This is a genomic window from Herpetosiphonaceae bacterium, assembly GCA_036374795.1.
Taxonomy (GTDB): Bacteria; Chloroflexota; Chloroflexia; order Chloroflexales; family Kallotenuaceae; genus LB3-1.
In genome coordinates this window covers 14,950-35,187 of the sequence record DASUTC010000373.1, presented here as the reverse complement: position 1 = coordinate 35,187, position 20,238 = coordinate 14,950, and the positions used below count along the sequence as shown (strand labels likewise).

Here is a 20,238-nt window from a genome sequence, read left to right as displayed (position 1 = left end):
CCACCACCCGGATTGACGACGATCGTGGCGGCGGAGGCGACCTGGGCGGCGGGCCAGATCAGCACCAGCACCAGCAGCCCGGTCAGCGCGACCGTCCACGGGGCCATTCTACGCATGAGGGAGTGCTCCATTTCTGCTAGCGAAGTACCATGCGAGCGCACTCGGCACAAGGCAAAGCACAGTTTAAATTAATGCTGTTTTTGACTGAAAATCCAGCCCCGATGACGTACGACCACAATCGTGCGAGTGGCTACCCGGCTCGTGGCGCAGGGATGCGCTCCCGTTGCCGGTAGCAATACATGTTCGGTCAGATGTGGTGAAGGAAGCTGTCCCGGCGCTCATTGCGGTTGCCCTTCACGTCTCGTTGCGCGACGGGAAGATACCTTCCATGCAGAGGAATAAAGCGGCCATCTGCGGCGCTGATCAGCTTCGTCGGGGCATATTGGCATACGCCCCGACAAATAGTGATCGTCAAATTATACACCTGGACGCGCCAAATATTTAGCCCGCCCAGGAGTCCATCTTAGCGATTCGGAAGCGATGGCAGATTCGCTGCGGAGCGCGTAATACCTGGAGTCGATCCGGTCACGCTCAATCTGCGCAGTTCTGCCCGGCTGGTGGCCTCATTCAAGATTTGGAGCCCAATAGGCTACCATCGGGAGGTACTGCCGATACCTGACTGGTGTCGTCGTCGGCGTATTGGTCGGTGTATTGGTCGCCGTGGGCGTATTGGTCGGCGTATTGGTCGCCGTGGGCGTATTGGTCGGTGTATTGGTCGGAATCGGTGTATTAGTTGGCGTATTGGTCGGTGTATTGGTCGGCGTCGGTGTATTAGTTGGCGTGTTGGTCGGCGTATTGGTCGGAATCGGTGTATTGGTTGGCGTATTGGTCGGAATCGGTGTATTGGTTGGCGTGTTGGTTGGCGTGTTGGTCGGAATCGGTGTATTAGTTGGCGTATTGGTCGGCGTATTGGTCGGAATCGGTGTATTAGTTGGCGTGTTGGTTGGCGTATTGGTCGGCGTCGCGGTGTTAGTCGGCGTTGCCGTCGGTGTATTAGTTGGCGTCGCGGTATCGGTTGGCGTTGCTGTTGCCGTGTTGGTCGGCGTCGGTGTGTTGGTGGCTGTCGCCGTCGGCGTGTTGGTCGGCTGCGCGACGACGTTGATCGTCACCTTCGCCACATCGCTGGCGCTGCCAAGCGTGCTGTTATCGACAACCGTATAGTAGAACGTATCCGTGCCGCTGAAGCCGGTCGGCGGCGTGTACACCAGGCGATCATCGCTCAAATCACCAGGCGTGCCGTTGTCGTCGCGGGTGACGGTACCGCCCTGGAACGAGTTGAAGCTGAAGAAGCTGAGCCTGAGCGCGTCCTGGTTAGGATCGACATCGTTGGAGAGCACGTTGATCGTCACGGGCGTGTTGGCGAACGTGGTCGCGCTATCGTCTTCGGCCCGTGGCGGACGATTCTCGTTCGGCGGCACGACAGTGCCTCTTGTGATGATCGAGATCGGCCCCTGGGTCTGGATCGAGGACGCCGCGCCGGGATTGTCCGCCGCTAGGTTCTGCGCCGTCGTCCGTGTCGGGTCGCCCTCTAATTCAAACGCTCCAGGCCCATCGATCAGGTGAATAGTCTTGGTAGCGTTCGCTGGCGTCGCGGTGTTGTTGGTGAGCGCCAGCCGCACCCCTGAGCTGTGGTTATTGCTCTCAATGAAGAAGCTGGCCTCGGTTGCGCTTGTGAACTGCACCGTGTTGCGGAAGGTGTTGTCGCGGACTGTCGCGTTGATCTGCGTGTTGCCCTGCGCGCCGATGTAGAGGCCCGACGCGGCGCTGCCGTCCAACTGGTTGTCCGCGACGAGCAGGCTGATCGTCCCGTCCACGTTGGTGTCGTTGATCGGGATGATCGCGATGCCCCGGTCGAAGTCGTTGCCGCCGATATTCGTCAGCGTGTTCCGTACGATACGGGCGACGATGCGCGGCGTGCTGAGCGTGGTCGTCACGCCGCTCAGGCCGACCAGCACCCCTGTGCCGCTGCTGACGTTGCTGATCGCATTCTCGGCAATCGTCACATCCAGCAGCGCCGTCGTCGAGCCGCTGAGCGTCTCGGCAACGATCGCCTGGTCGACCGTCGTGATCGTGTTGATGGTGTTGCGCGCGATCTGCGCCTGGAACTGCGCCGTCTCAGTCGCGGCGACGACCACCGCGCGGCTCTCCAACTGGCTCAGGCTGTTGTCGGTGATCGTCGCGCTGGCGCTCACGCTGCCGCTCATCGTCAGGACGATCGCCTGGTCGGTGGTATTGGCCGCCGTGCCGTCATCGCTGATCGTGTTGCCGACGATCGTAAAGGTTGGCTGCGATGCTCCCTGCGCGGTCATCACGATCGCATCGTTGGCGATGTTGCGGAACGTGTTGTTGTAGAGCACGACGTTGGGCGCGCCGCTGCTGATCGTCAGCTCCAGGCCATTGTGCTGCGTGTTATCTACGCCGATCGGATCGAAGATGCTGTTGACGAGCAGCAGGTTATTAAGGTTCGTAAGTCGGATAGCATCGTCGTTGCTGGTCGAGAAGCGCAGCCCGTCGACGATCAGGCTGCCGTTGAAGCCTCCGCTCTGCATCAGCTTGAGGCCTGTGCCGCTCAGCGTCACGGTGCCGGGACCATCGACGGCCACGAGCTGGAGGTTGCCGGTCGCGCCGCCGATCGCACTGCCCATCGCGCTGAGATCCAGGCTTTCGGGGTAGGTGCCGGTCTGGATGGCGATTGTATCGCCGGGGCTGGCGTTGTTGATCGCGGCCTGAATGGTGGTGAAGTTGCCGCCACCACCCGGATTGACGACGATCGTGGCGGCGGAGGCGACCTGGGCGGCGGGCCAGATCAGCACCAGCACCAGCAGCCCGGTCAGCGCGACCGTCCACGGGGCCATTCTACGCATGAGGGAGTGCTCCATTTCTGCCAGCGAAGTACCACGAGGACACACTCGCACAGGGCAAAGCGACAGTTAAATGAAACGTGTTCTTGACTGACAACCAAGCCCCCGATGACGCACGACCACAATCGCGCGCGTGGCTACCAGGCTCGCGGCGCAGGGATGCGCTCCCGTTGCCGGTAGCCGGTGGCGTACGTCTTCGGGCAGATTTGGGGGTAAGCTAGGAGACGATGGGAGCCGATCAGCGTCCCATATCACCAGCAATCAGGGCCTAGTTGCGCGACGGGAAGATGCCTTCCATGCAGATGATATAGTTGACGCCGAGGTAGGGCTGCATGTTGTTATGCGGCTGGCTGCCACCCGCAACGCCGATGACGCTCTGGACCGCCGCGGCGTTCATCGTCGTGTTCGACGTGTTGTTGTAGGGCGCGCCGCTCGCAACCGAACTCCAGTAGTTATTCGTCGGTACGGAGGAGTTGCCACCGCCGCCAAAGCCTTCATCGAACGCCCTGATTGTCACCTGGGTAGTGTGGTTATGGGCGGGCATCTCGGTGATGATCAGCGTGTGCGTTGGTTCGCCCGACATCTGACCAAGATTCACGGCTGGCAATCCAGGCCCCTGACCTGGGCCAACGGCGACTCGCCCGCGTAGATCGGGCAGTGCAAACGTGGTCTGGCCGTTGCCGCCGTAGGTTGTGCCCAAGAGCGCAAAGAGCGCCGTGTTCTGAGCGATTGAGAGAATTTGACCGTTACAGAACGCCCACCCGCGCGGCGCAAAGTTTCCAGCGAACAACCTGATCTCGGCGATATAGCCTTCCATCGAATGCCTCCTGATGATGGTCCCTTGAGTGACTGGGCGGCTTGAGTGCGGTGTGCCAAGCTTATGAGGATCTCAGAACACGGCTGAATGTAAGTATAGTCATGCTAGGGATTTTACAGACGGTAGGACAATAGTACTTCGGTACTGGGTGCGCAATGACTTGAAGTTGCTTATAGCCGAGGTTGTCAAATAAAAATAAAAACAGTCGAGTCGGTTGAGGGCCAAAGCGCTTCGAGGGTCAAGGGTGGCGGAAGTCACAAAACACAAGCGCCGACGCCGATGGATAGAAACATCGGCGTCAGCGTGGAGTGGCGGCGGCAGGATCGAAACGCGGCTTCGGTACCGCTTTCACTCCATGAGCGGCGTGATAGTACTCTGGGGCTACGTTTTATCTAGCAACCCAATCGCGGACCTGGGTATAGACGACCGCGTCGGAGAGCAGACCAAGGTGGCTGATACACGCCGTTCGGGTGTTGGTGGCGCCTGAGAGAAGCACCGTGTCGTCGGGGTTGATCGTCTCGTCGCACGGCGACCACCACGTGGCATAGCGCGGCGCGCCCGGCGTCTCATCGCCGCTGTTGAGCTGCGTCAGAAACGTCGAGCCAATCCGCATCTCGATGCACGATGTCTGCGTACAGGCGTTGGCGCTGGTGGTGCCGTGGTTCGGCCCGCCGAGCGACACCCAGGCATCGATCCTGGTATCGCCGCCCAGGTTTTTGGCGTAGTAGCGCGACGACAGGCCGCCCATCGAGTGGGTGATAATATCGACTTTGGTGGCTCCGGTTGACGCCAGGATTTGATCAACCCTGGTCTTGATCTCCTGAGCGGTGGTCGCGTTCGACTGGGCGGTGTTATAGGTCCAGGCGTTTAGCTCGCTGGTCGTCCAGCCATCGGCTTTGAACCGGCTGATCATCGTATTCCAGTTGGAGGCGCTGCCGCTCCAGCCGTGGACGAAAAGGATCGGGTCGTGGACGAGCGCCGCGATCACATCTGGCCGATTGGTTTGGGCTGATGGATGGGCCGTAGCGGGCTGGGAGCCGAGCAGCGTGAGCAGCGCGAGCAGCAACAACAGCGACAGCGGGCGGACACGTTTCTGGCTCAGGTGCATGAGAGTCTCCTTGGTGTTACGAACGACGAGGACCGACAATCGAATAGATGCTTTTTACCAAATTTTACCAGACTAAACAAGCCCTGGCTTTAGCCGAAACGTAGGATTGCCGATGATGGTTGTGCTACAATTGCCCGTGCCTCCCAATCCACGTTCAAAGGCAGCGCTAGAAAAGGCACGTATGGCAATTGATGACCCGGTAGTTCTGGCACAAATTGTCGGCTTTGGGGTGTTTTTCTGGCTGGGATCGTATGTTCTCGTACGGGCCGCGTATCGCACCGTCCTGATCGTGGCGGCAGCGCTGGGCCTATTTACTCAGGCAATGTTTTTTGCTTCCAGCGCGCTAACCTACACCGCGCCGGATCTTGCCGCGCTGGCGCTGCTGGAGCGCTGGTTCTGGTGGACGGCGGTGGTGCCGATCGCGATCTGGTTTCATTTCAGCACGCTGATCGCAGCGCCGATCCGCTTGCAGCGCTCGGCGCGCGTCTTCTCGCCGCTGGTGATCCTGGTGTATATCAGCGCGGCAGCAATCTGCATCCTCGGCAGCCTCACCGATCTGTTTCTGCGCTATAGCGATCCGGCGGGTCAGGCCGGGCCATACCTGTACATCGGCCCAGGACCGGCGTATGTGGTCCAGATCGCGTATCTCGGCATGGTGGCGGCGGGTGCCTTCGTCAACCTGCTGCGGGCGCTACGGGCCAGCGCAGCCCACGAGCCGACGCGCGACGGCGCGCTGACGCAGCAGCTCAAGCTGCTGGTTGTTGGGGCGGTGCTGTTCCTGATCGGCGCGCTGTGGATCGTGGCGCGCTACAACTGGGTTATTACGGCGTATGTGCTGCCCGGCTATCTGTTTCTGTTCGCTGGCGTCGCCGTGCTGGGCTATGGGATCGCCAACTACGGCCTGCTGCTCGAAGGCCAGGACATCCGCCGCGACTTCTTCTATACGCTGACGGGCATCGGCCTGATCAATGTGCTCTACGCCGGGCTGCTGTCGCTGGTCGAGCCGCTGTCTGTCTACAGCCTGCTCGTGCTGGTCAGCCTGGTGACGCTCACGCATACGACCTTCGACCGCTGGCGCGGCGTGCTGGATCGGCTCTTTTTCACGGCGGCGGAGCAGACGGCGCGGGCGGAGGCGCGGGATTATGCCACGCTGCTGGGCACGGTGCCGGTGACAGCCGTGCTGCCGCTGGTGGAGCAGCCGAGCGAGCAGCCCGTCGCCGATGCCGATGAACCAGTGGCAGCGACGGAGATCGGCGGCGGCAAAGCGTTCAAAGATGCGGTGCGCAAGGCGATCACCGGCCTGAAGAGTCCGCCGCAGCTCGCGAAAAGCCCGCTGCTGACGCTGCGGCTGGTCGAGCAGCATGTGCAGCAGGCGGGATTGCCCGACAATCGTCTCAACCGGGCGGCGGCCTTACGCGAGATCCTGATCGCGCAGATCGAGGGGCTGCGTCCGACCGACGACGCATCCGGCCCGGTTGGCGAGCCGTGGCGCTTCTATAACGTGCTGTACTACCCGTACATCCACGCGGTGTCGCGCAAAGGCGCGCTCTCGGAGGCGCGGCGGCTCTCGGAGTCGCGTCGCCGACAGGGACAGGCGCAGCCGGAGGAGCTAGAGCAGGTTTTGGCGTGGCTGGCGGACATCGATGAGGATACGTTCTACAAATGGCAGCGGCGCGGCTCAGACACGATCGCGGCGACGCTCTGGGAAGAAAATCTCAAGCTGAGCGAGGCGTGCTAGCCAGGAGAGGATCATGCAGCTACAGCGGATTATCGAAACCTGTCTCTACGTCGACGATCTTGCGGCAGCGGAGCAGTTCTACAGCCAGGCGCTTGGGCTGTCCGTGTATTCGAGAGTCGCGGGCCGCCATGTGTTTTTCCGCTGCGGCCAGGGCATGCTGCTGCTCTTCGATCCGGCGGCGACGCAACAGTCGGGCGGCAATATTCCGCCGCATGGAGCGCATGGAGCGGGTCATGTTGCCTTTGCGATCGGCCGGGCCGAGATCGGCGCGTGGCGGGAGCGACTCCGACAGCAGCAGATCGCGATCGAGTCCGAGGTTGCCTGGCCGAGCGGCGGCTACTCGCTGTATGTTCGCGATCCCGCCGGGAACAGCGTCGAGCTGACCACGCCGCAGACCTGGGAGCTACCCGAAACGGCGTAAACGATCGTATGCAGATAGATTGGAGGTTTGCAAGGGCAAATAGAGGAATCAAGTCTATCCTCTTTGGCATTCAGTTAGTTCTTACCTCAGGCGTCAGCCTATGGCTACGTGGTAGCACCGCATGAACCTTCGTGCTGATGTTTCTGTTTCTTTTTGGATTCTTTACAGTAGGGCTAATTAGTGGACAGGCTGGGTATCGAAGCAAAGATAAACTCTTGCCATACATAGCGGCTGCTCATCCCTCCCGTCGCTGTGCCGCCGAACAACTCGTGGATGCAGCCCACATCGGCAAAATGCATTTGTCGCGGAATGCCGTCATCGGAAGGGAGCCACCAATGGGTTTGCTTACTCGTGGATTTTCGGCGCTCTTCGCCCTGCTCCTGCTCGCCGCGTGCGCGATGCCGCCGCTGCCGGGGCACAACGCAGCATCGGACGACAGAACCTTTGAATCACTGGATGGGCTGAAGATTACCCCGCTCGACGTGCAGCCGGATGAGATCGCCGAGATTTTAGACATCGAGCGCTGGAAGTTCTATGTCGTCTTGCCGGAACCCGATCTCAAGATTGCGTACAAGCTAGAGCTGCGCCAGCCGGGGAAGGCTCCTGTTATCCTCGCCAAGGATGAAGCGACGGCAGACACGACCGATGAGGAAGTGCTTGTTGCGCTCTACTCGATGGACACGTCTCTCTCACGAGATGACGAGATCAAGTATTACCTCAAAACTGCGAATGGGAAAAGCCATTTTATAATTCCCAATCCCTTCAAAGATTTTGCTGTGGGGCAAGAATCCAGGCCCGCCACTGTACAGCCCGATGGCAGTTTCCTACTGACACGCTTTTTCGTAGGATTTCCCAAGAGCGGAGAGGAGATGATTTATTCAGATGAAAACGAGAATAAGCTGGTCTTTACCATCGAGCGCGCAGACTAATGATTGATGGTAACGAGGAGCGGGTCTAGCGGCAGCGAATCCAGCGCGGCTGAATCTGCTCGAACGGCTGATCGAAGAGGCTTAGCTGCTCGTCGAGGCGAAAGAGCTGCTCGAAATCCTCCGGCGCGAACGCCTTGCGCAGCCGCGAGGCGTAGGAGTTGAGCAAGACGTTGAGGTAATGCTCTACGTCGTAATCGTGGCGCTGCGCCGGGTGATCGTCCTGGCCTATCCCGACGGCCTGCGGCGCGCCCTCCTCTGTCTCGTCGGGAATCCAGACCGCAGCGCCGCCCTCGGCGCGATAGACTCGCACGCGCTCTCCGGCGGCCCAGTCGGCGCGACCCGCATTCAGCAGCGCCTCGTACTGCTGCTCGCGCTGGCTTGCGCGGGTAGTGGCGTAGACCTCCGGCGTTTTCGAGAGCCGGAAGCGAGCGGCGACATCGGCGGCGGTCAGCGTGCGGCTGCGGAGCGCCGCGACGGTTTCGACGAACGCGGCGCGCACACCCGCGCTATCGCCCAGCAGCGCGCAGCGCATCGCCCGCTGGAGAAAGCGCTCGCCGAACGGCTCCGAGCGGCTCGATCGCAGCGCGACGCCGCGCATGATCAGCGCGCCGTCGTAGGTCAGCAGCGCGTAGTTTTTGACCTCATAGCTGAACATCGCGCGGTAGCGGCCCTCATACTCAAGGCGAATCCCATCGGGCAGCAGCGCGCCAATCTCGGCGACCAGCGCGCGCTCCTCCTGCTCGGTCCAGTCGGCGGGAACCGCAAAATAAACGCCGTCGGTATCGGCTTCGAGCAGCGCCATGCCGCGCGAGCGCAGACCATCCACCACCTGATCGAGGATCTCGCGGCCACGTCGGGTAACTTCGCCCGCCGCCCGCCGATCGGCGAAGAGCGCCATGCTGCCCGCGCCAAGGTAGCCGTAGGCCGAGTTGATCAGGATCTTCATCGCGGCCTGGTTGGCGTCGTGCAGGCCGGATTCGAGCGATCCCGGCGCGGCGGTGCGGGCCGCCGCTTTGTGCGCGAGGCGCAGATCGGTCAGCCGGTTGACCAGATGCAGCAGCACGCCCAGGCGGTCGCACTCCGGGCCGATGCGGTAGATGCGCATCAGCGAGGGATAGAGCGAGGCCACGTCGGCCTTGACGACATGCTCGGCGATGCCGGTGGCGAAGAGATGCACCGCGCCGCCCTCGTGCAGATCCGCCGCGCCCGTGTGGATGCTCGACAGTCGCGGCAGCGCGGCACCGCTGTGGAGATAGGCGCGTACCAGCATCGGTTCGAGGATGCCCATCGCCGGACCCGCCGAGGCCAGCCGCTCGAAGCGGCGGGGAGCCATGCCCGCCAGCGCAAAGGCCGCGCCCAGCAAGCGCTGAGAGAGCGCGTCGACCTCGGCCACATCGTCGAGGGCGTAGCGCCGCGTCAGCTCCGGCGTTGTCTGGTACGTCTCGAAGACCGCGCTGCCGGCGATATACACGCGCTCGGCGGTGGCGACGTTGAAGTGCCGCGCGACGTCTTTGAGCCGGTAGCTCGGCAGATCGCGCGCGGCGAAATCGTAGCGCCAGACCGCATCGAGCGTATCGATCAGCTCGCGGCCCGCGACGCTGAAGCGCATGCGTTTGCTGCTTCTGCGCCGATGTGGATCGGCATACTGCTCCATCCAAGCCGGTCCATAGGCACGACCCAACTGCAAGCGCACGCCAAGCCGCGCGGCGCGCTGCTCCAGAAAGGGCAGATCGAAGCCGAAGAGGTTGTGGTTTTCGATCACATCGGGATCGCGCTCGCGGATCAGCGCGCAGAGATCGGCGATCAGACGCGGCTCGTCGGCTGGCGTGGGAGCCTCAAGCGTGATCTCAAGGCCACGGCTATCGCGCACGGCGATCAAAAAGATGCGTCCGCGCTCGGCGTCCAGCGCCGTCGTCTCAAGGTCGAATTGCAGCCGATGGAGATCGGCGTAGGTCAGGCCGCGAAAATAGACCCGGCCCGTCGCCATCAGGTATTGCTCGACCGGGCCGACCCAATAGTAGCTTTCGTCGAGATCATACAGGCTACGGATCGTACGTCCAAGCCGCTGCGACGCGCCTCTGAGGATCGCGCGCTCCAGCGCGTAGCCGGGCCGGGCCGAGATCAGGAAGCGATAGGCGTCGGCAGGCCCATCAAGCTCGCGATACGTAACCGGCGTATCGCGTCGGGCAGTGTAGGCAGGAGCAAAGGCGCTGCCGAGGTGGGTCAGATCGTCGAGCAAGGCGGCGAAGAGCCAGGGCCGAAACTGATCGCGCGTGCAGGATACCCGATCGTCGCGGCGCTGCCAGACCAGCGCGTGGCCTTCGCGCTGCGCCCATATGGAGACGATCCCCGGCGTCGGATTCCAGCCGAAGAGCCACTCCTCCTCGATCTGCGCCAGAGCGTCGGTCAGTTGCGTCACGCTGAGATCATCGCCTCCTCCGTCGATCATGCCGCCGAGCATGCGGCTACTGGCGGCGCGTCCAGTGTAGCACATCTGTCCGATTTCGTGAAACACATGGCTCCGAGCGCACCGAGGATGTGCAAGCTCACGCCGCCACGGACTCCGCGCTGTCGATCGTGACGGTGCCGCTATCGCCGTCGACGGTGACAATCTGGCCGCTCTGGATGCGCTTGGTGGCAACGCCGGTACCCATCACGGCGGGAATGCGGTACTCGCGGGCGACGATCGAGCCGTGGCTGAGCGGCCCGCCGACATCGGTGACAATCGCGCGTGCCAGGGCAAACAGTGGCGTCCAGGCAGGCGTCGTTATCTTGGCGACCAAAATATCACCGGGCTGCATGCGAGCAAACTCTTCGGGCCCGCGCAGCACGCAGGCGCGGCCCGTGATCCGGCCCGGGCTGGCCCCGATGCCCTTAATCGTGCTGTCCTGGCTTTGCTCGGATTGGGCTGGCAGCCATGGCCGGTAGTCGATGCCAAGAAAGCGTAGCTCACCCTGGATCGGCAGCGCGACCGGAGGCGTTAGCGCGCGGGCCTGCTGCCAGGTTGCCCGCCGCCGGGCGATGCTGTCGCGGTGCGCCTGAAGCATCTCGTCCGCATCCAGCGCCGACACAGCCCCGCGTAGCTCATCCGCCGTCAGCCAGAAAACATCATCCTGCTCCTCGATCGCCTGTCGGGCCGCCAGCCGCCGCCCGATCTCACGCAGCATCCGCCGCAGCACCGGCCAGCCCAGGCCAACATCGGCGAGCGCATCCTCGCGCAGCGGCGCGAAGGTCTGGGCCAGGCGCAGCAGCTTCCAGAAGAGCGCAAGCCGCAGGCCACGCCGATGGTACAGCACCGTCGCGGCTGCATGATCGCGCGCGGCGGCGGTCGTAGCGCGGCGCTCGTGGGGATTGCGCGCCTGATCGCTCACAAAGACCTTGATCGCTTCGAGCAGCGGCGCGACGTTATCGGCGGGCACGTCCTTGGCAAAGTCCAGGTCATAGATCATATGGCCGAAGCGCTGGAGATGCTGCGCAAAGCGCTCTCGAAAGGCGAGCCAGCTTGCCGTGTGCTCCACCGGCGGCAGCGCGTCGTCCGGCGGCAGCGCCCCTTCGAGCATATGTGCCAGCCGCTCGGTCGGCGTCGCGGTGATCAGCTCTGCCAGATTGTGCTGGCGCGCCCACTGGGCCAGATCGTACAGCGACTCTTCGGCCAGGATCGGCATGCTGGCGAAGCCCAGCAGAAACGTCAGCGCGGGCGGATCGTCGCGGCGTTTGATCAGCAGGTTATACACCTGCGTGAAGAGCATCTCGCTCAGGTAGGCGCTGGGCAGAATCCCCGACTGGATCGCCAGATAATGCTGCGCGGCAGCTTCGAGGATCGCCTGGACGCCGTCGAGAAGCTGTGCGGCTGGTATCGCTGATAGCTCTCGCGCCTGCCACTGCCGAACCACCTCGGTATATGGCTGCCGTCCGCGCTCCTGCCAGCGCTGCCGGGCATTGCCCAATACACGCGACGCGAACGAGGCAAACTCTGGAGTGTGACGTAAGAAGGCTCGCGTCTGCGCTGGCGTGAAGGTCGTGTCGTAGTAGGCGTAGCCGTTGACGGTAGTCAGTTGGAAGTTATCGGCCTCGATCATCAGATCGGCCAGGCCCAGCTCGTCGAGCATCCCAAGCATCGCCTGATTCCAGCGTGGCAGCGCCAGCGTAGCAAACAGCGGTGAGAGCGGCTCCGGCAGCAGCTCGATCACGCTGGCGCGGGCGTACTGGCGATTGGGCCGGGGCACTGCCCACGCAGGATCGACGGCGGCTGTGGAGAGCGTCGTGATAGGCCGCGCCTGCAAGATGAAGCAGCGCACGCCCTCAATCGCCCACTCGATGTCCATCGGCTGCTCGTAAAGCTGCTCGATCCGTCTGGCAAAGTCGACCAGCACGGCGGTCTGGGTTGACGTAAGCGCCGCGATACGTCGGCGCTCGTCCGGTACGGCCTCTTCGGTCGTGCCCGTCGTAGTCCTGACGGTGTGCAGCGCTTTGTCGGCGATCTCGTAGCTGAGGATCGAGCCGGAGCTTTTATCTACGACGATCGTATCGGGCGTCACCGCGCCGCTCACGATTGCCTCGCCCAGGCCCCACGCCGCATTGATCACGATCTGGTCGCGCGCGCTGGTCAGCGGATTGGCGGTGAACATGATACCGGCGACATCCGCCTTCACGAGCGCCTGCACCACCACGGCTAGATGCACGCTGGCCGACGAGATGCCGTGCCGCGCGCGGTAGCCGATCGCCCGCGCTGTCCAGAGCGATGCCCAGCAGCGCTTGATCGCGTCCAGCAGATGCTCCTCGCCGGAGATGTTGAGATATGTCTCCTGCTGCCCTGCGAACGACAGCTCGGGCAGATCCTCGGCGGTCGCGGAGGAGCGCACCGCGACGGGCGGATCGACCGTGCTGAGGGCGGCGTAGGCGTGCCGGATCGCGTGCGCTGCGTCGACAGGCACGCTTCCCGCCGCAAACAGCGCTTGAATCTGGCTGGCTGCGATCTCCAACGATGCGGGATCGTCGGCGTGAGCGCTGTCGACGATCGAGAAGATCGCGTCTTCAAGCTGGTTTGCGGCGACAAAGCTGCGGTACGCGGCGGTGGTGATATGAAATCCTGGCGGCACCGGCAGCCCGGCTATCGCAAGCCGCGCCAGCGACGCGCCTTTGCCGCCGACGAGATCGAGCGTGGCGTCGGATGCGGCAAGCGGCAGGATGAGCGGGGCTAAAAGCTGGCTGCGCTCGGTTGCGCTCGATGGGATGAAGGGCTGTTCGACGCCGTGACGAGCAGATGATTGTTGGCTCATAAACGGCTCCTTGGTCGAAGAACAAAGGGCTAAGAACCGGGTGCCCTTGAAACTTGAAACGTTGAACTACGCCGTCGCGCGGGCGATGACATCCTCCACACCCAGGACGTAGATGTGCGGCGGCTGCACGTCCAAGAGCATCAGGTACATGGCGAGCTGGCTGCGATGATGCACTTCGTGCTCGACCAAGGCCATCAGCAGCCGCCACGCTTTGACCGGCGGGCCGTCCAACGTGGGGCGAGGCTGCCGGAGGTCGTGGTCGGGCACCTGGCGTAACGTCGCCATCGCCCTCACGTGGCTCTGCTCCAGATCAGCCAGAAGCGTATCGAGCGTCGTCGGGTGGCTTGCGGTGTGGCCGGAGTAGCGCCAGACGCTCTCGGCGACGGCACCGACAAACATGGTTTCGGCAGCCGCGATGTGCCGAATCAGATCGGCGCATGAGAATTCGCCCGGCTTTGGCTTCCAGTCAAGCTGATCCGGCGGAAGGCAGCGAATATAAGTCACGGTGCGGCGGCGAATGCTCTCGAAGTAGGGCACAAACATCGTCACGGACTGTAGCATCGGGTCTTACCCTCCTGGGCAGCGGGCTGTTCTGTGGAAAGTATAAACCCTGCAAGCAACTGCGAATCATGAAGGTGTCTTCGCCGCCGATCGTGGAGCGATGAAGCCGGGCATCTGCCTATGTCTCTCACTGGTGTACGATGCTATGCGATGGTGAGGGTGATCCACGAATCCTTTTTGTGGCGTACGGCGCTCCGACTTCCGGCCTAGACCCTGCTATTGCGTGCAGCCCTGACGGAATCGAAAGGCGTGGGCGCTTCTGAGAGATGAGCGCCCACGCCCGCTGCGTGAATCAGGGATTAGCGGCGGCGCGACCAGCCGCAGTGGATGTGGGTGGCGTGCCCGGCATCGCCCGGCCCAAGCACCTCTTGCGCGCCAAGCTGGCGGCAGCGATCCATGAACGCTCTGACGTGCGGATTGTTAGCGCTGACGGCCATGCCGTTAATCCGATCGATGTCGAAGGCAATGCCGGCATAGTGGCGCGAGTTCCGGCTATGCGAGCCGCCCGCGATCTCGGTGACACGGAAGGTAAACCCGTAGTCGGTTGCCAGGCGCAGCATGCCGCACAGCATGCGCGTATCAAGGAAGACGCTACCGCCAGGAGCATTGCCGTAGCTGCTGCGTCGGGCTGCCCGTCCGGCGGCGGTATCGTCGATGTTATGCTGGGCAGTTGCCCGATCGACCACGCCGGAGACATGGAAGTTCAGGAGCCCAATCGAGCCGTTGCCCTGGATGCGGCTTGCGATCTGCGCCCGCGTCAGCCCGCTGCAAGGAACCGGCGTCGGGGTCGGCGTCGGGGTGCGCGTCGGCGTCGCCGTGCGCGTGGGGCTGGGCGTTGGCGTGCGCGTGGGAAGCGGCGTCGCCGTGCGCGTGGGAGCAGACGTCGGGGTGTGCGTGGGAGCAGACGTTGCCGTCGTGCTCGTCGCCGTCGTCGTCGTGGTGGTCGTCGCGCACGGCGTGGCAGCGATCTGCACCATGTTGACTTCAAAGCCCGATGGCGCAGGATATGCCGTCGCGGTGGTTGCGGTGGCGGTGGTCGTCGTAGCCGTGACAGTGGTGGTACTGGTCGCTGTCGGGCAGGGCGTAGACGTAGCGGTCGTCGTTGTCGTCGTGCCGGTGGGCCGAGCGGTCGCCGTGACCGGCCCCGAAGAGCTGGAGACGGTCATCGACCAGGTATCGGGCGTCATAAAGCCGTCGGCGGTCAGGCCTTGTGACGACTGGAAATCGAGAACCGCCTGATAGGTCGTGCTGCCAAAGATGCCGTCGACCGGGACCGCATAGCCGTGCTTGGTGGCAAGCTGATACTGAGCGGCTTTAACATCTTCGCCTTCGCTGGTTTCGCCGACCGGGATCAGGATCGATTGCCATGTTTCCGGCCCGACGATGCCGTCCGCGACGAGGCCCTCATTCGCTTGCAGATCCCTGATCGCCTCTTCCGTCTCGATCCCGAAATACCCATCGACGGGCACCGTTGCGTTGCCGACGGCGCGCAGCGAGTACTGGATCGCGTAAACGTCGGGGCCGCTATCGCCGAGCTGGTAGGTGGGCCATTCCGCGTAGGATACTTGCGGGATCAGCCACGGAACGATGAGCATAACGATGAAGAGGGGATACCAGAGCTTGTGCGTGCGCATACCGTTAACCTCCTGAGCCTGCTGCGATGTGAGTGCTGAAGTGGTGGCTGTGGTACCGAGGATGTACCACCGACGCCGGTACGATGCAGGATAGGCTGATCATAGCCTATCGAGGTTGCTTCTGTAACTGGGACTTCAGGAGGATATGAGGGTAGTTTTTAACACTATTTAAACCTGCGCGGATAGTGGGACTTCAGGAGGATATGGGGGTAGCTGTTAATACTATTTAAACCAGTGCGAAGCCGCCACTGGTCTTAACTGTGCGCTGAGCATGTCGGGCTGCTGGCGATCTCCGGCGATTGCGGCATATTCCTTGCAATACGCGGCAACATTGGTACGTCAGCAGGAGCATCCATAGCAGCTGCGTACAGGAGAAGGCCACGATGGACGCGCACACACCGCTTAAAAAGGCATGCGAGTCGTGTCTGTTCTGGGACGGCAAGCCAACGTCGTACCTGGGGTTGTGCTGCCATCCACGGAACTATCCCAGCCGCGTCTCATTCGATCATGCCTGCCCGCTCTACATCAGGCAGGAGCCGCTGATCTCGCTGGATGCGATGACCGAGGAAGCGCCGCTGCCCTCCACGCAGTAGCGCGTCATGCCAGGCAGCGCTAGCTAAGCCAGCCAACCAGCTTGAGCACTCCCCGCATCATTCTGCTGTAGGGCGGGTAGAACAGCCGCGTCAGGTGTACGCGCTGCTGCGCCATAACCGCCCGCTCGTGCGAGAAGGCGCGAAAGCCAAACCAGCCGTGATAGCTGCCCTGTCCGCTCGCGCCGACGCCGCCGAATGGCAGGCCAGGATGCGCCAGGTGGACCACCACGTTGTTAACGACGGTCCCACCCGCCGATGTTTGCTGCACGATCCGATCGACGACCGGGCGCTGGCTGCTGAAGATGTACATCGCCAGCGGCTTGGGCTTGGCATTCACCAGCGCGATAGCCTCGTCGAGCGTGCGATACGTCAGCACAGGCAGGAGCGGGCCGAAAATCTCCTCGGCCATAAGCGGGCTGTCCGCCGTCACATCGGCCAGCAGCGTCGGCGCGAGGTAGCGCTCGTCAGGATCGTGATCGCCGCCCACCACGATCCGCGCGCCGCCCGCGACCGCATTGTCGAGCAGATCGGTCAGCCGCTCGTAGCTGCGCCGGTCGATCAGCCGGCAAAAGTGCCGATTGGCGCGGCGCTCGGCGTCGGCAGCACCGTAGAAGCGCGTGAGCACCTCCCGCGCCGCCGTGGTGAACGCCGCTGCGCGCGACTCATGCACCAGCACATAATCGGGCGCAACACAAGTCTGGCCCGCGTTGATGCACTTGCCCCAGATGATGCGCTCCGCCGCCTGCCGTATGTCGGCGTCGGCGTCCACGATCGCGGGCGACTTGCCGCCAAGCTCCAGCGTCACCGAGGCCAGATGCCGCGCGGCTGCCGCCATCACTTTCTGGCCCACGCGCGTGCTGCCGGTAAAAAAGATATGGTCGAACGGCAGCTCCAGGAGCCGATCCGCCGTCTCGACCCCGCCCGCAACCAGCGCAACCTCACGCTCCTCGAAGGTCGCCGCGATGATCGATGCCAGCACGCGGGCGGTATGCGGCACTTTCTCCGATGGCCGCACGATCGCGCAGTTGCCCGCCGCAATCGCCGCGATCAGCGGATTGATCAGCAGGCTAAATGGATAGTTCCACGGCGCGAGGATCAGCACCACGCCCCTGGGCTCGTACCGGATCGCGCTGCGCGTCCCCGCCAGAAACCACACGCTCGACACGCGACGCGCGCGCATCCAGCGCGGCAGATGTTTGATCACGTGGCTTAGCTCGCGCAGCGTCGGCTGAATCTCGGTCAGCTCGACCTCCGCGAGGTGCTTGCCGAAGTCGGCCTCCATCGCGGCGTAGAGCTGCTCCCGATGCGCCAGGATCGATGCCCTGAGCCGCTTGAGCCGGCTGATACGCTCGACGGCGGTCGTCTGGGCCATCGTCCAGCGATGCGCCTGCTGTGCCGCGAAGATCCGCCGAAGCTCCGCAGGCGATACCTCGTCGGTCGGGGTGATAGTCTGAATTTCTGGCCGTTCTAGCTGCTCGATCATGACCGATGCTCCTGCGCGCCCCTCAGACGATGAAATAGCCGAGGGCCAGGAATCATAAGGGACCGTTAATATTTGTCAAGCGCCTGACGACGGACTCGCAGCACCAAGACACAGCGGGGTAGCCATGCTACCCCGCCGCTGTCGTCTGCTTGCGGGCTGCGGTTACGGAGCACCCACCTGCACATAGTTAAGATTGAAGCTGCTGGTATCGGCGGCGATCCGCAGCGTGTGAGGCCCGGCGGTAAGTGATACCGGGCTACTGACCACATTGGTCCAGGTTTGCCAGCCGCCCGTCTGTGGCACTGCCAGCGGCCCCGTCACGTTCACGCCATCGATCTCGATATGCAACGATCTGCCGCTGTACGGCGTGGCGGCGCGCACAGTAAAGCGGTAGCTGCCCGCTGTCGTCACGTTCACATCGTAGGCCAGCCACTCACCGGCGACGATATAGCCGACGTTGAAGCTGCCGGTGGTATCCGTCGTCGTCTGAATATCGACATCATCGGCGCGATACTTCCCGCCGGAGTTGCCCGCAGTGGTGTCGTGGTAGCCGACTCCTTCGCCGCCTGGGTTGTAGTCTTCGACCTCGAAGCGTCCGGGCAGGGCGATCCTGTTTGAGCCGGCGGCCACAGCCACATTGCTGCTAAACTGCGAGGTATTGCCGAGCGTATCAGTCGCCGTCGCAGTCACAAGCTGGCCCTGTGCCACGCCGCTCACGCTGAAGGCGAAGCTTCCGCTGGCGTCGGTCGTCCCACTGCCGATAAAGGTCTTGCCTTCGCCTGCGTTATCGCCGCTGGGATCGGTGAGACTCGGCTTGTCGGCAATAAAGACCTCGATCGTACATCCGGCGCACGCCTGATTGCTGCGGGTGCGCGCTGCTCCGCGCACGCCCGATGTCGTGGCGCTCGTCAGCGTCGGCGCGGGTAATCCCTGGTTCGGGTAGGTCCAGGCTCCGTTGACATAGTAGGGCTTCAGCCAGACGCCGTCGATCGCGCCGCTCTCGCTCACCGAGGGATCGCCATTGTTGAAGAGGCTGTTCTGGCTGATCGTGTTGTAGTACGTTTCGCCAAAGTGATTATGCGCGGCGTCGGACGTATTTTTCAGCACGATGCCATCGCCCGGATGATGCGCGATCAGGTTGTGGTGGATCTTGTTCCGCTGGCTCCCACCCATGATCGTGATGCCGTTACGCTCGTAGTACGGCGGCGTGCGCCCATCGAAGGAGGTCTGATAGCCGTTGGGCACCGGAGTCGACCCATCCGCGGCCACGCCGATCTTGTTGTTATAGACTTCGTTGTTGGTGCCCAGGATGAAAAAGAAGATGCCGCTGGTGCCGTTACCGCCGATAACGTTGTTATAGGCGTAGTTCGAGTCAACTGCGTCTTCAAAGGATATGCCCGTCTCCGAGTTGCCGTAGCTCGCGGCACGTCTGCCATCAGCGGTTAGCCCAAAGTAGTTGCCGACGACGGAGTTATATTGCGTGCCGGGATCATGCGAGATCTCAATGCCTTCGGAAAAGTTGCCGCTGATCACATTGCGCTCACCGACAGTCGTCCCGCCCAGCCAGTTGGACTTGACGCCGAACTCGAAGTCCACGCCGTCGCTGTAATTGCGCAGCGGAGTCGCGCCGTCCTGTTTCAAGCCGATGTAATTGCCGATGATGCGGTTCTCCCGCGCGCCCGCCCCTTGGATTTTGAGGCCGTCCTTGCGGTTGCCGGAGATGATGTTGCGCTTATCCGGCGTCGTCCCGCCGATGATATTGCGCGCCGGGCCGTCGCCGCCGCCCTGGATTCTCACGCCCTCGTGGTGATTCTCTCCGAACGGGCTTGAGGTTTCATACTGAAAGCTATTGCTTGCATTCGTGCCCAGGAAGTTGCCCTCGATGCGATTGTCCTTCGCCGCGCCGTAGAGCAGCTTGATCTGAAAGTCCCAGTTGTAGATCGCCAGGCCGCGCACGATGTTGCCGGACGAGTAGATCGACAGGCCGTTGACATCTATCGTCCGATTGCCCTTCAGCTCGATTTTGATCACGGCGTTGCCGCCGACCGCCAGCGTGTTGGGCGACGCGCCGCACTGCGTGTATCCGTCGAGCACAACCCGGCCCGACTTGTCCTCGATGCGGAAGCCGCTCGCACCAGGGGGAGCCTCGATCGTCACCAGCGCGGGGCACGAGCCGTCCGCGTTGCGAATATTAAAGGTGATCGTTTCGGGGCCGAGGCGCGTATTGGCCTGCGTCAGCGCCGCGCGCAGGGTGCAGGTGTTCCCGGCTGTCCGGCACAGCCCGTCGCTCGTGTCGGCGTCGTTGTCGTTGCCTGCCGAGTTCACCGTGTAGAAGGCTTCGGAGTAGGTGGTTGCCGCCGGGTCTGCCTCCGCCACCGGGGCGGATGAGCTCGTGCGCGTGCCCCACTGCGCGAATACCGCCTGGACATCGCCGACATCGACACAGCCGTTGCCATCCAGATCATGATCGGTCTGGAGGGCCGCGCTGCATGGCCCAAGCTCATAGGCGCTCCGCCAGCTTTCGATCACGCTGGCCGCGTCGGCATCGTCAATCAGTAGGTTGCCGGTGAGATCGAGGCGCGCATCGGGATTGCTGCCGGTCTGCGCGAATGTGGGCATGGCCTGTCCGAACGCGGCTGCGACGAGCATCATGCTCAGTGTCGCCAGGGTCCACCAGCGCCACAGGCTACGTTTCGTCAGAAGCATAAGCGGTTCTCTTTCCAGCAATCGTTGCAGCAGCATACCCTATCGTTG

Annotated in this window: 13 protein-coding genes; 4 read left to right on the top strand and 9 right to left on the bottom strand. The window is 62.8% G+C overall.

The window, feature by feature from the left end; genetic code table 11:
- Positions 1-623 precede the first annotated feature (623 nt).
- The 3 genes from VFZ66_30285 to VFZ66_30275 all read right to left on the bottom strand — a co-directional run bounded on the left by VFZ66_30285 (position 624) and on the right by VFZ66_30275 (position 4,846).
- On the bottom strand, positions 624-2,924 hold the full coding sequence (locus tag VFZ66_30285; GenBank protein ID HEX6293508.1) for an Ig-like domain-containing protein: 2,301 nt from the start codon (positions 2,922-2,924) through the stop codon (positions 624-626).
- Between the two features lie 265 nt (positions 2,925-3,189).
- Positions 3,190-3,738 carry a tail fiber protein gene (locus VFZ66_30280; GenBank protein HEX6293507.1) on the bottom strand — a complete coding sequence of 183 codons (549 nt, stop codon included), beginning with the start codon at positions 3,736-3,738 and terminating at the stop codon, positions 3,190-3,192.
- A gap of 388 nt (positions 3,739-4,126) precedes the next feature.
- On the bottom strand, positions 4,127-4,846 hold the full coding sequence (locus VFZ66_30275) for a triacylglycerol lipase (protein ID HEX6293506.1): 720 nt from the start codon (positions 4,844-4,846) through the stop codon (positions 4,127-4,129).
- Positions 4,847-5,027: 181 nt separating this feature from the next.
- On the opposite strand from VFZ66_30275, the gene VFZ66_30270 reads away from it, so the two are divergent.
- The 3 genes from VFZ66_30270 to VFZ66_30260 all read left to right on the top strand — a co-directional run bounded on the left by VFZ66_30270 (position 5,028) and on the right by VFZ66_30260 (position 7,934).
- Entirely contained in the window at positions 5,028-6,584 is a 1,557-nt protein-coding gene (locus VFZ66_30270) for a hypothetical protein (protein HEX6293505.1), read from the top strand.
- A 13-nt stretch (positions 6,585-6,597) separates the two neighbouring features.
- Positions 6,598-7,005 carry a VOC family protein gene (locus VFZ66_30265; GenBank protein HEX6293504.1) on the top strand — a complete coding sequence of 136 codons (408 nt, stop codon included), beginning with the start codon at positions 6,598-6,600 and terminating at the stop codon, positions 7,003-7,005.
- A 131-nt stretch (positions 7,006-7,136) separates the two neighbouring features.
- Positions 7,137-7,934: a hypothetical protein gene (locus VFZ66_30260; protein HEX6293503.1), complete on the top strand. Its 798-nt coding sequence runs from the start codon at positions 7,137-7,139 to the stop codon at positions 7,932-7,934.
- 25 nt (positions 7,935-7,959) lie between these two features.
- Here the strand turns inward: VFZ66_30260 and VFZ66_30255 are convergent, their stop codons facing one another.
- The 4 genes from VFZ66_30255 to VFZ66_30240 form a co-directional block, all read right to left on the bottom strand.
- On the bottom strand, positions 7,960-10,449 hold the full coding sequence (locus VFZ66_30255) for a DNA polymerase domain-containing protein (GenBank protein ID HEX6293502.1): 2,490 nt from the start codon (positions 10,447-10,449) through the stop codon (positions 7,960-7,962).
- A 31-nt stretch (positions 10,450-10,480) separates the two neighbouring features.
- Positions 10,481-13,213: a PEP/pyruvate-binding domain-containing protein gene (locus VFZ66_30250; GenBank protein ID HEX6293501.1), complete on the bottom strand. Its 2,733-nt coding sequence runs from the start codon at positions 13,211-13,213 to the stop codon at positions 10,481-10,483.
- 66 nt (positions 13,214-13,279) lie between these two features.
- Positions 13,280-13,774, bottom strand: a complete 495-nt coding sequence (locus VFZ66_30245) for a DinB family protein (GenBank protein ID HEX6293500.1) — start codon at positions 13,772-13,774, stop codon at positions 13,280-13,282.
- Positions 13,775-14,073: 299 nt separating this feature from the next.
- Positions 14,074-15,408: a peptidoglycan-binding protein gene (locus VFZ66_30240; protein ID HEX6293499.1), complete on the bottom strand. Its 1,335-nt coding sequence runs from the start codon at positions 15,406-15,408 to the stop codon at positions 14,074-14,076.
- A 383-nt stretch (positions 15,409-15,791) separates the two neighbouring features.
- Here VFZ66_30240 and VFZ66_30235 point away from each other — a divergent pair, with 383 nt between their 5' ends.
- Entirely contained in the window at positions 15,792-16,001 is a 210-nt protein-coding gene (locus VFZ66_30235) for a hypothetical protein (GenBank protein ID HEX6293498.1), read from the top strand.
- Between the two features lie 19 nt (positions 16,002-16,020).
- On the opposite strand, the gene VFZ66_30230 is transcribed toward VFZ66_30235, so the two are convergent.
- Both VFZ66_30230 and VFZ66_30225 read right to left on the bottom strand, forming a co-directional pair.
- Positions 16,021-17,484, bottom strand: a complete 1,464-nt coding sequence (locus VFZ66_30230; protein HEX6293497.1) for an aldehyde dehydrogenase family protein — start codon at positions 17,482-17,484, stop codon at positions 16,021-16,023.
- Between the two features lie 162 nt (positions 17,485-17,646).
- Positions 17,647-20,190, bottom strand: coding sequence for a carbohydrate-binding protein (locus tag VFZ66_30225; protein ID HEX6293496.1), 2,544 nt, complete (start codon positions 20,188-20,190; stop codon positions 17,647-17,649).
- Positions 20,191-20,238 lie beyond the last annotated feature (48 nt).

Bases quoted from the DNA above. Each gene is read 5' to 3' on its own strand.
- VFZ66_30240 (HEX6293499.1), bottom strand. From the start codon at position 15,408: ATGCGCACGCACAAGCTCTGGTATCCCCTCTTCATCGTTATGCTCATC.
- VFZ66_30265 (HEX6293504.1), top strand. From the start codon at position 6,598: ATGCAGCTACAGCGGATTATCGAAACCTGTCTCTACGTCGACGATCTT.
- VFZ66_30225 (HEX6293496.1), bottom strand. From the start codon at position 20,190: ATGCTTCTGACGAAACGTAGCCTGTGGCGCTGGTGGACCCTGGCGACA.
- VFZ66_30235 (HEX6293498.1), top strand. From the start codon at position 15,792: ATGGACGCGCACACACCGCTTAAAAAGGCATGCGAGTCGTGTCTGTTC.
- VFZ66_30280 (HEX6293507.1), bottom strand. From the start codon at position 3,738: ATGGAAGGCTATATCGCCGAGATCAGGTTGTTCGCTGGAAACTTTGCG.
- VFZ66_30245 (HEX6293500.1), bottom strand. From the start codon at position 13,774: ATGCTACAGTCCGTGACGATGTTTGTGCCCTACTTCGAGAGCATTCGC.
- VFZ66_30250 (HEX6293501.1), bottom strand. From the start codon at position 13,213: ATGAGCCAACAATCATCTGCTCGTCACGGCGTCGAACAGCCCTTCATC.
- VFZ66_30275 (HEX6293506.1), bottom strand. From the start codon at position 4,846: ATGCACCTGAGCCAGAAACGTGTCCGCCCGCTGTCGCTGTTGTTGCTG.
- VFZ66_30230 (HEX6293497.1), bottom strand. From the start codon at position 17,484: ATGATCGAGCAGCTAGAACGGCCAGAAATTCAGACTATCACCCCGACC.
- VFZ66_30285 (HEX6293508.1), bottom strand. From the start codon at position 2,924: ATGCGTAGAATGGCCCCGTGGACGGTCGCGCTGACCGGGCTGCTGGTG.
- VFZ66_30270 (HEX6293505.1), top strand. From the start codon at position 5,028: ATGGCAATTGATGACCCGGTAGTTCTGGCACAAATTGTCGGCTTTGGG.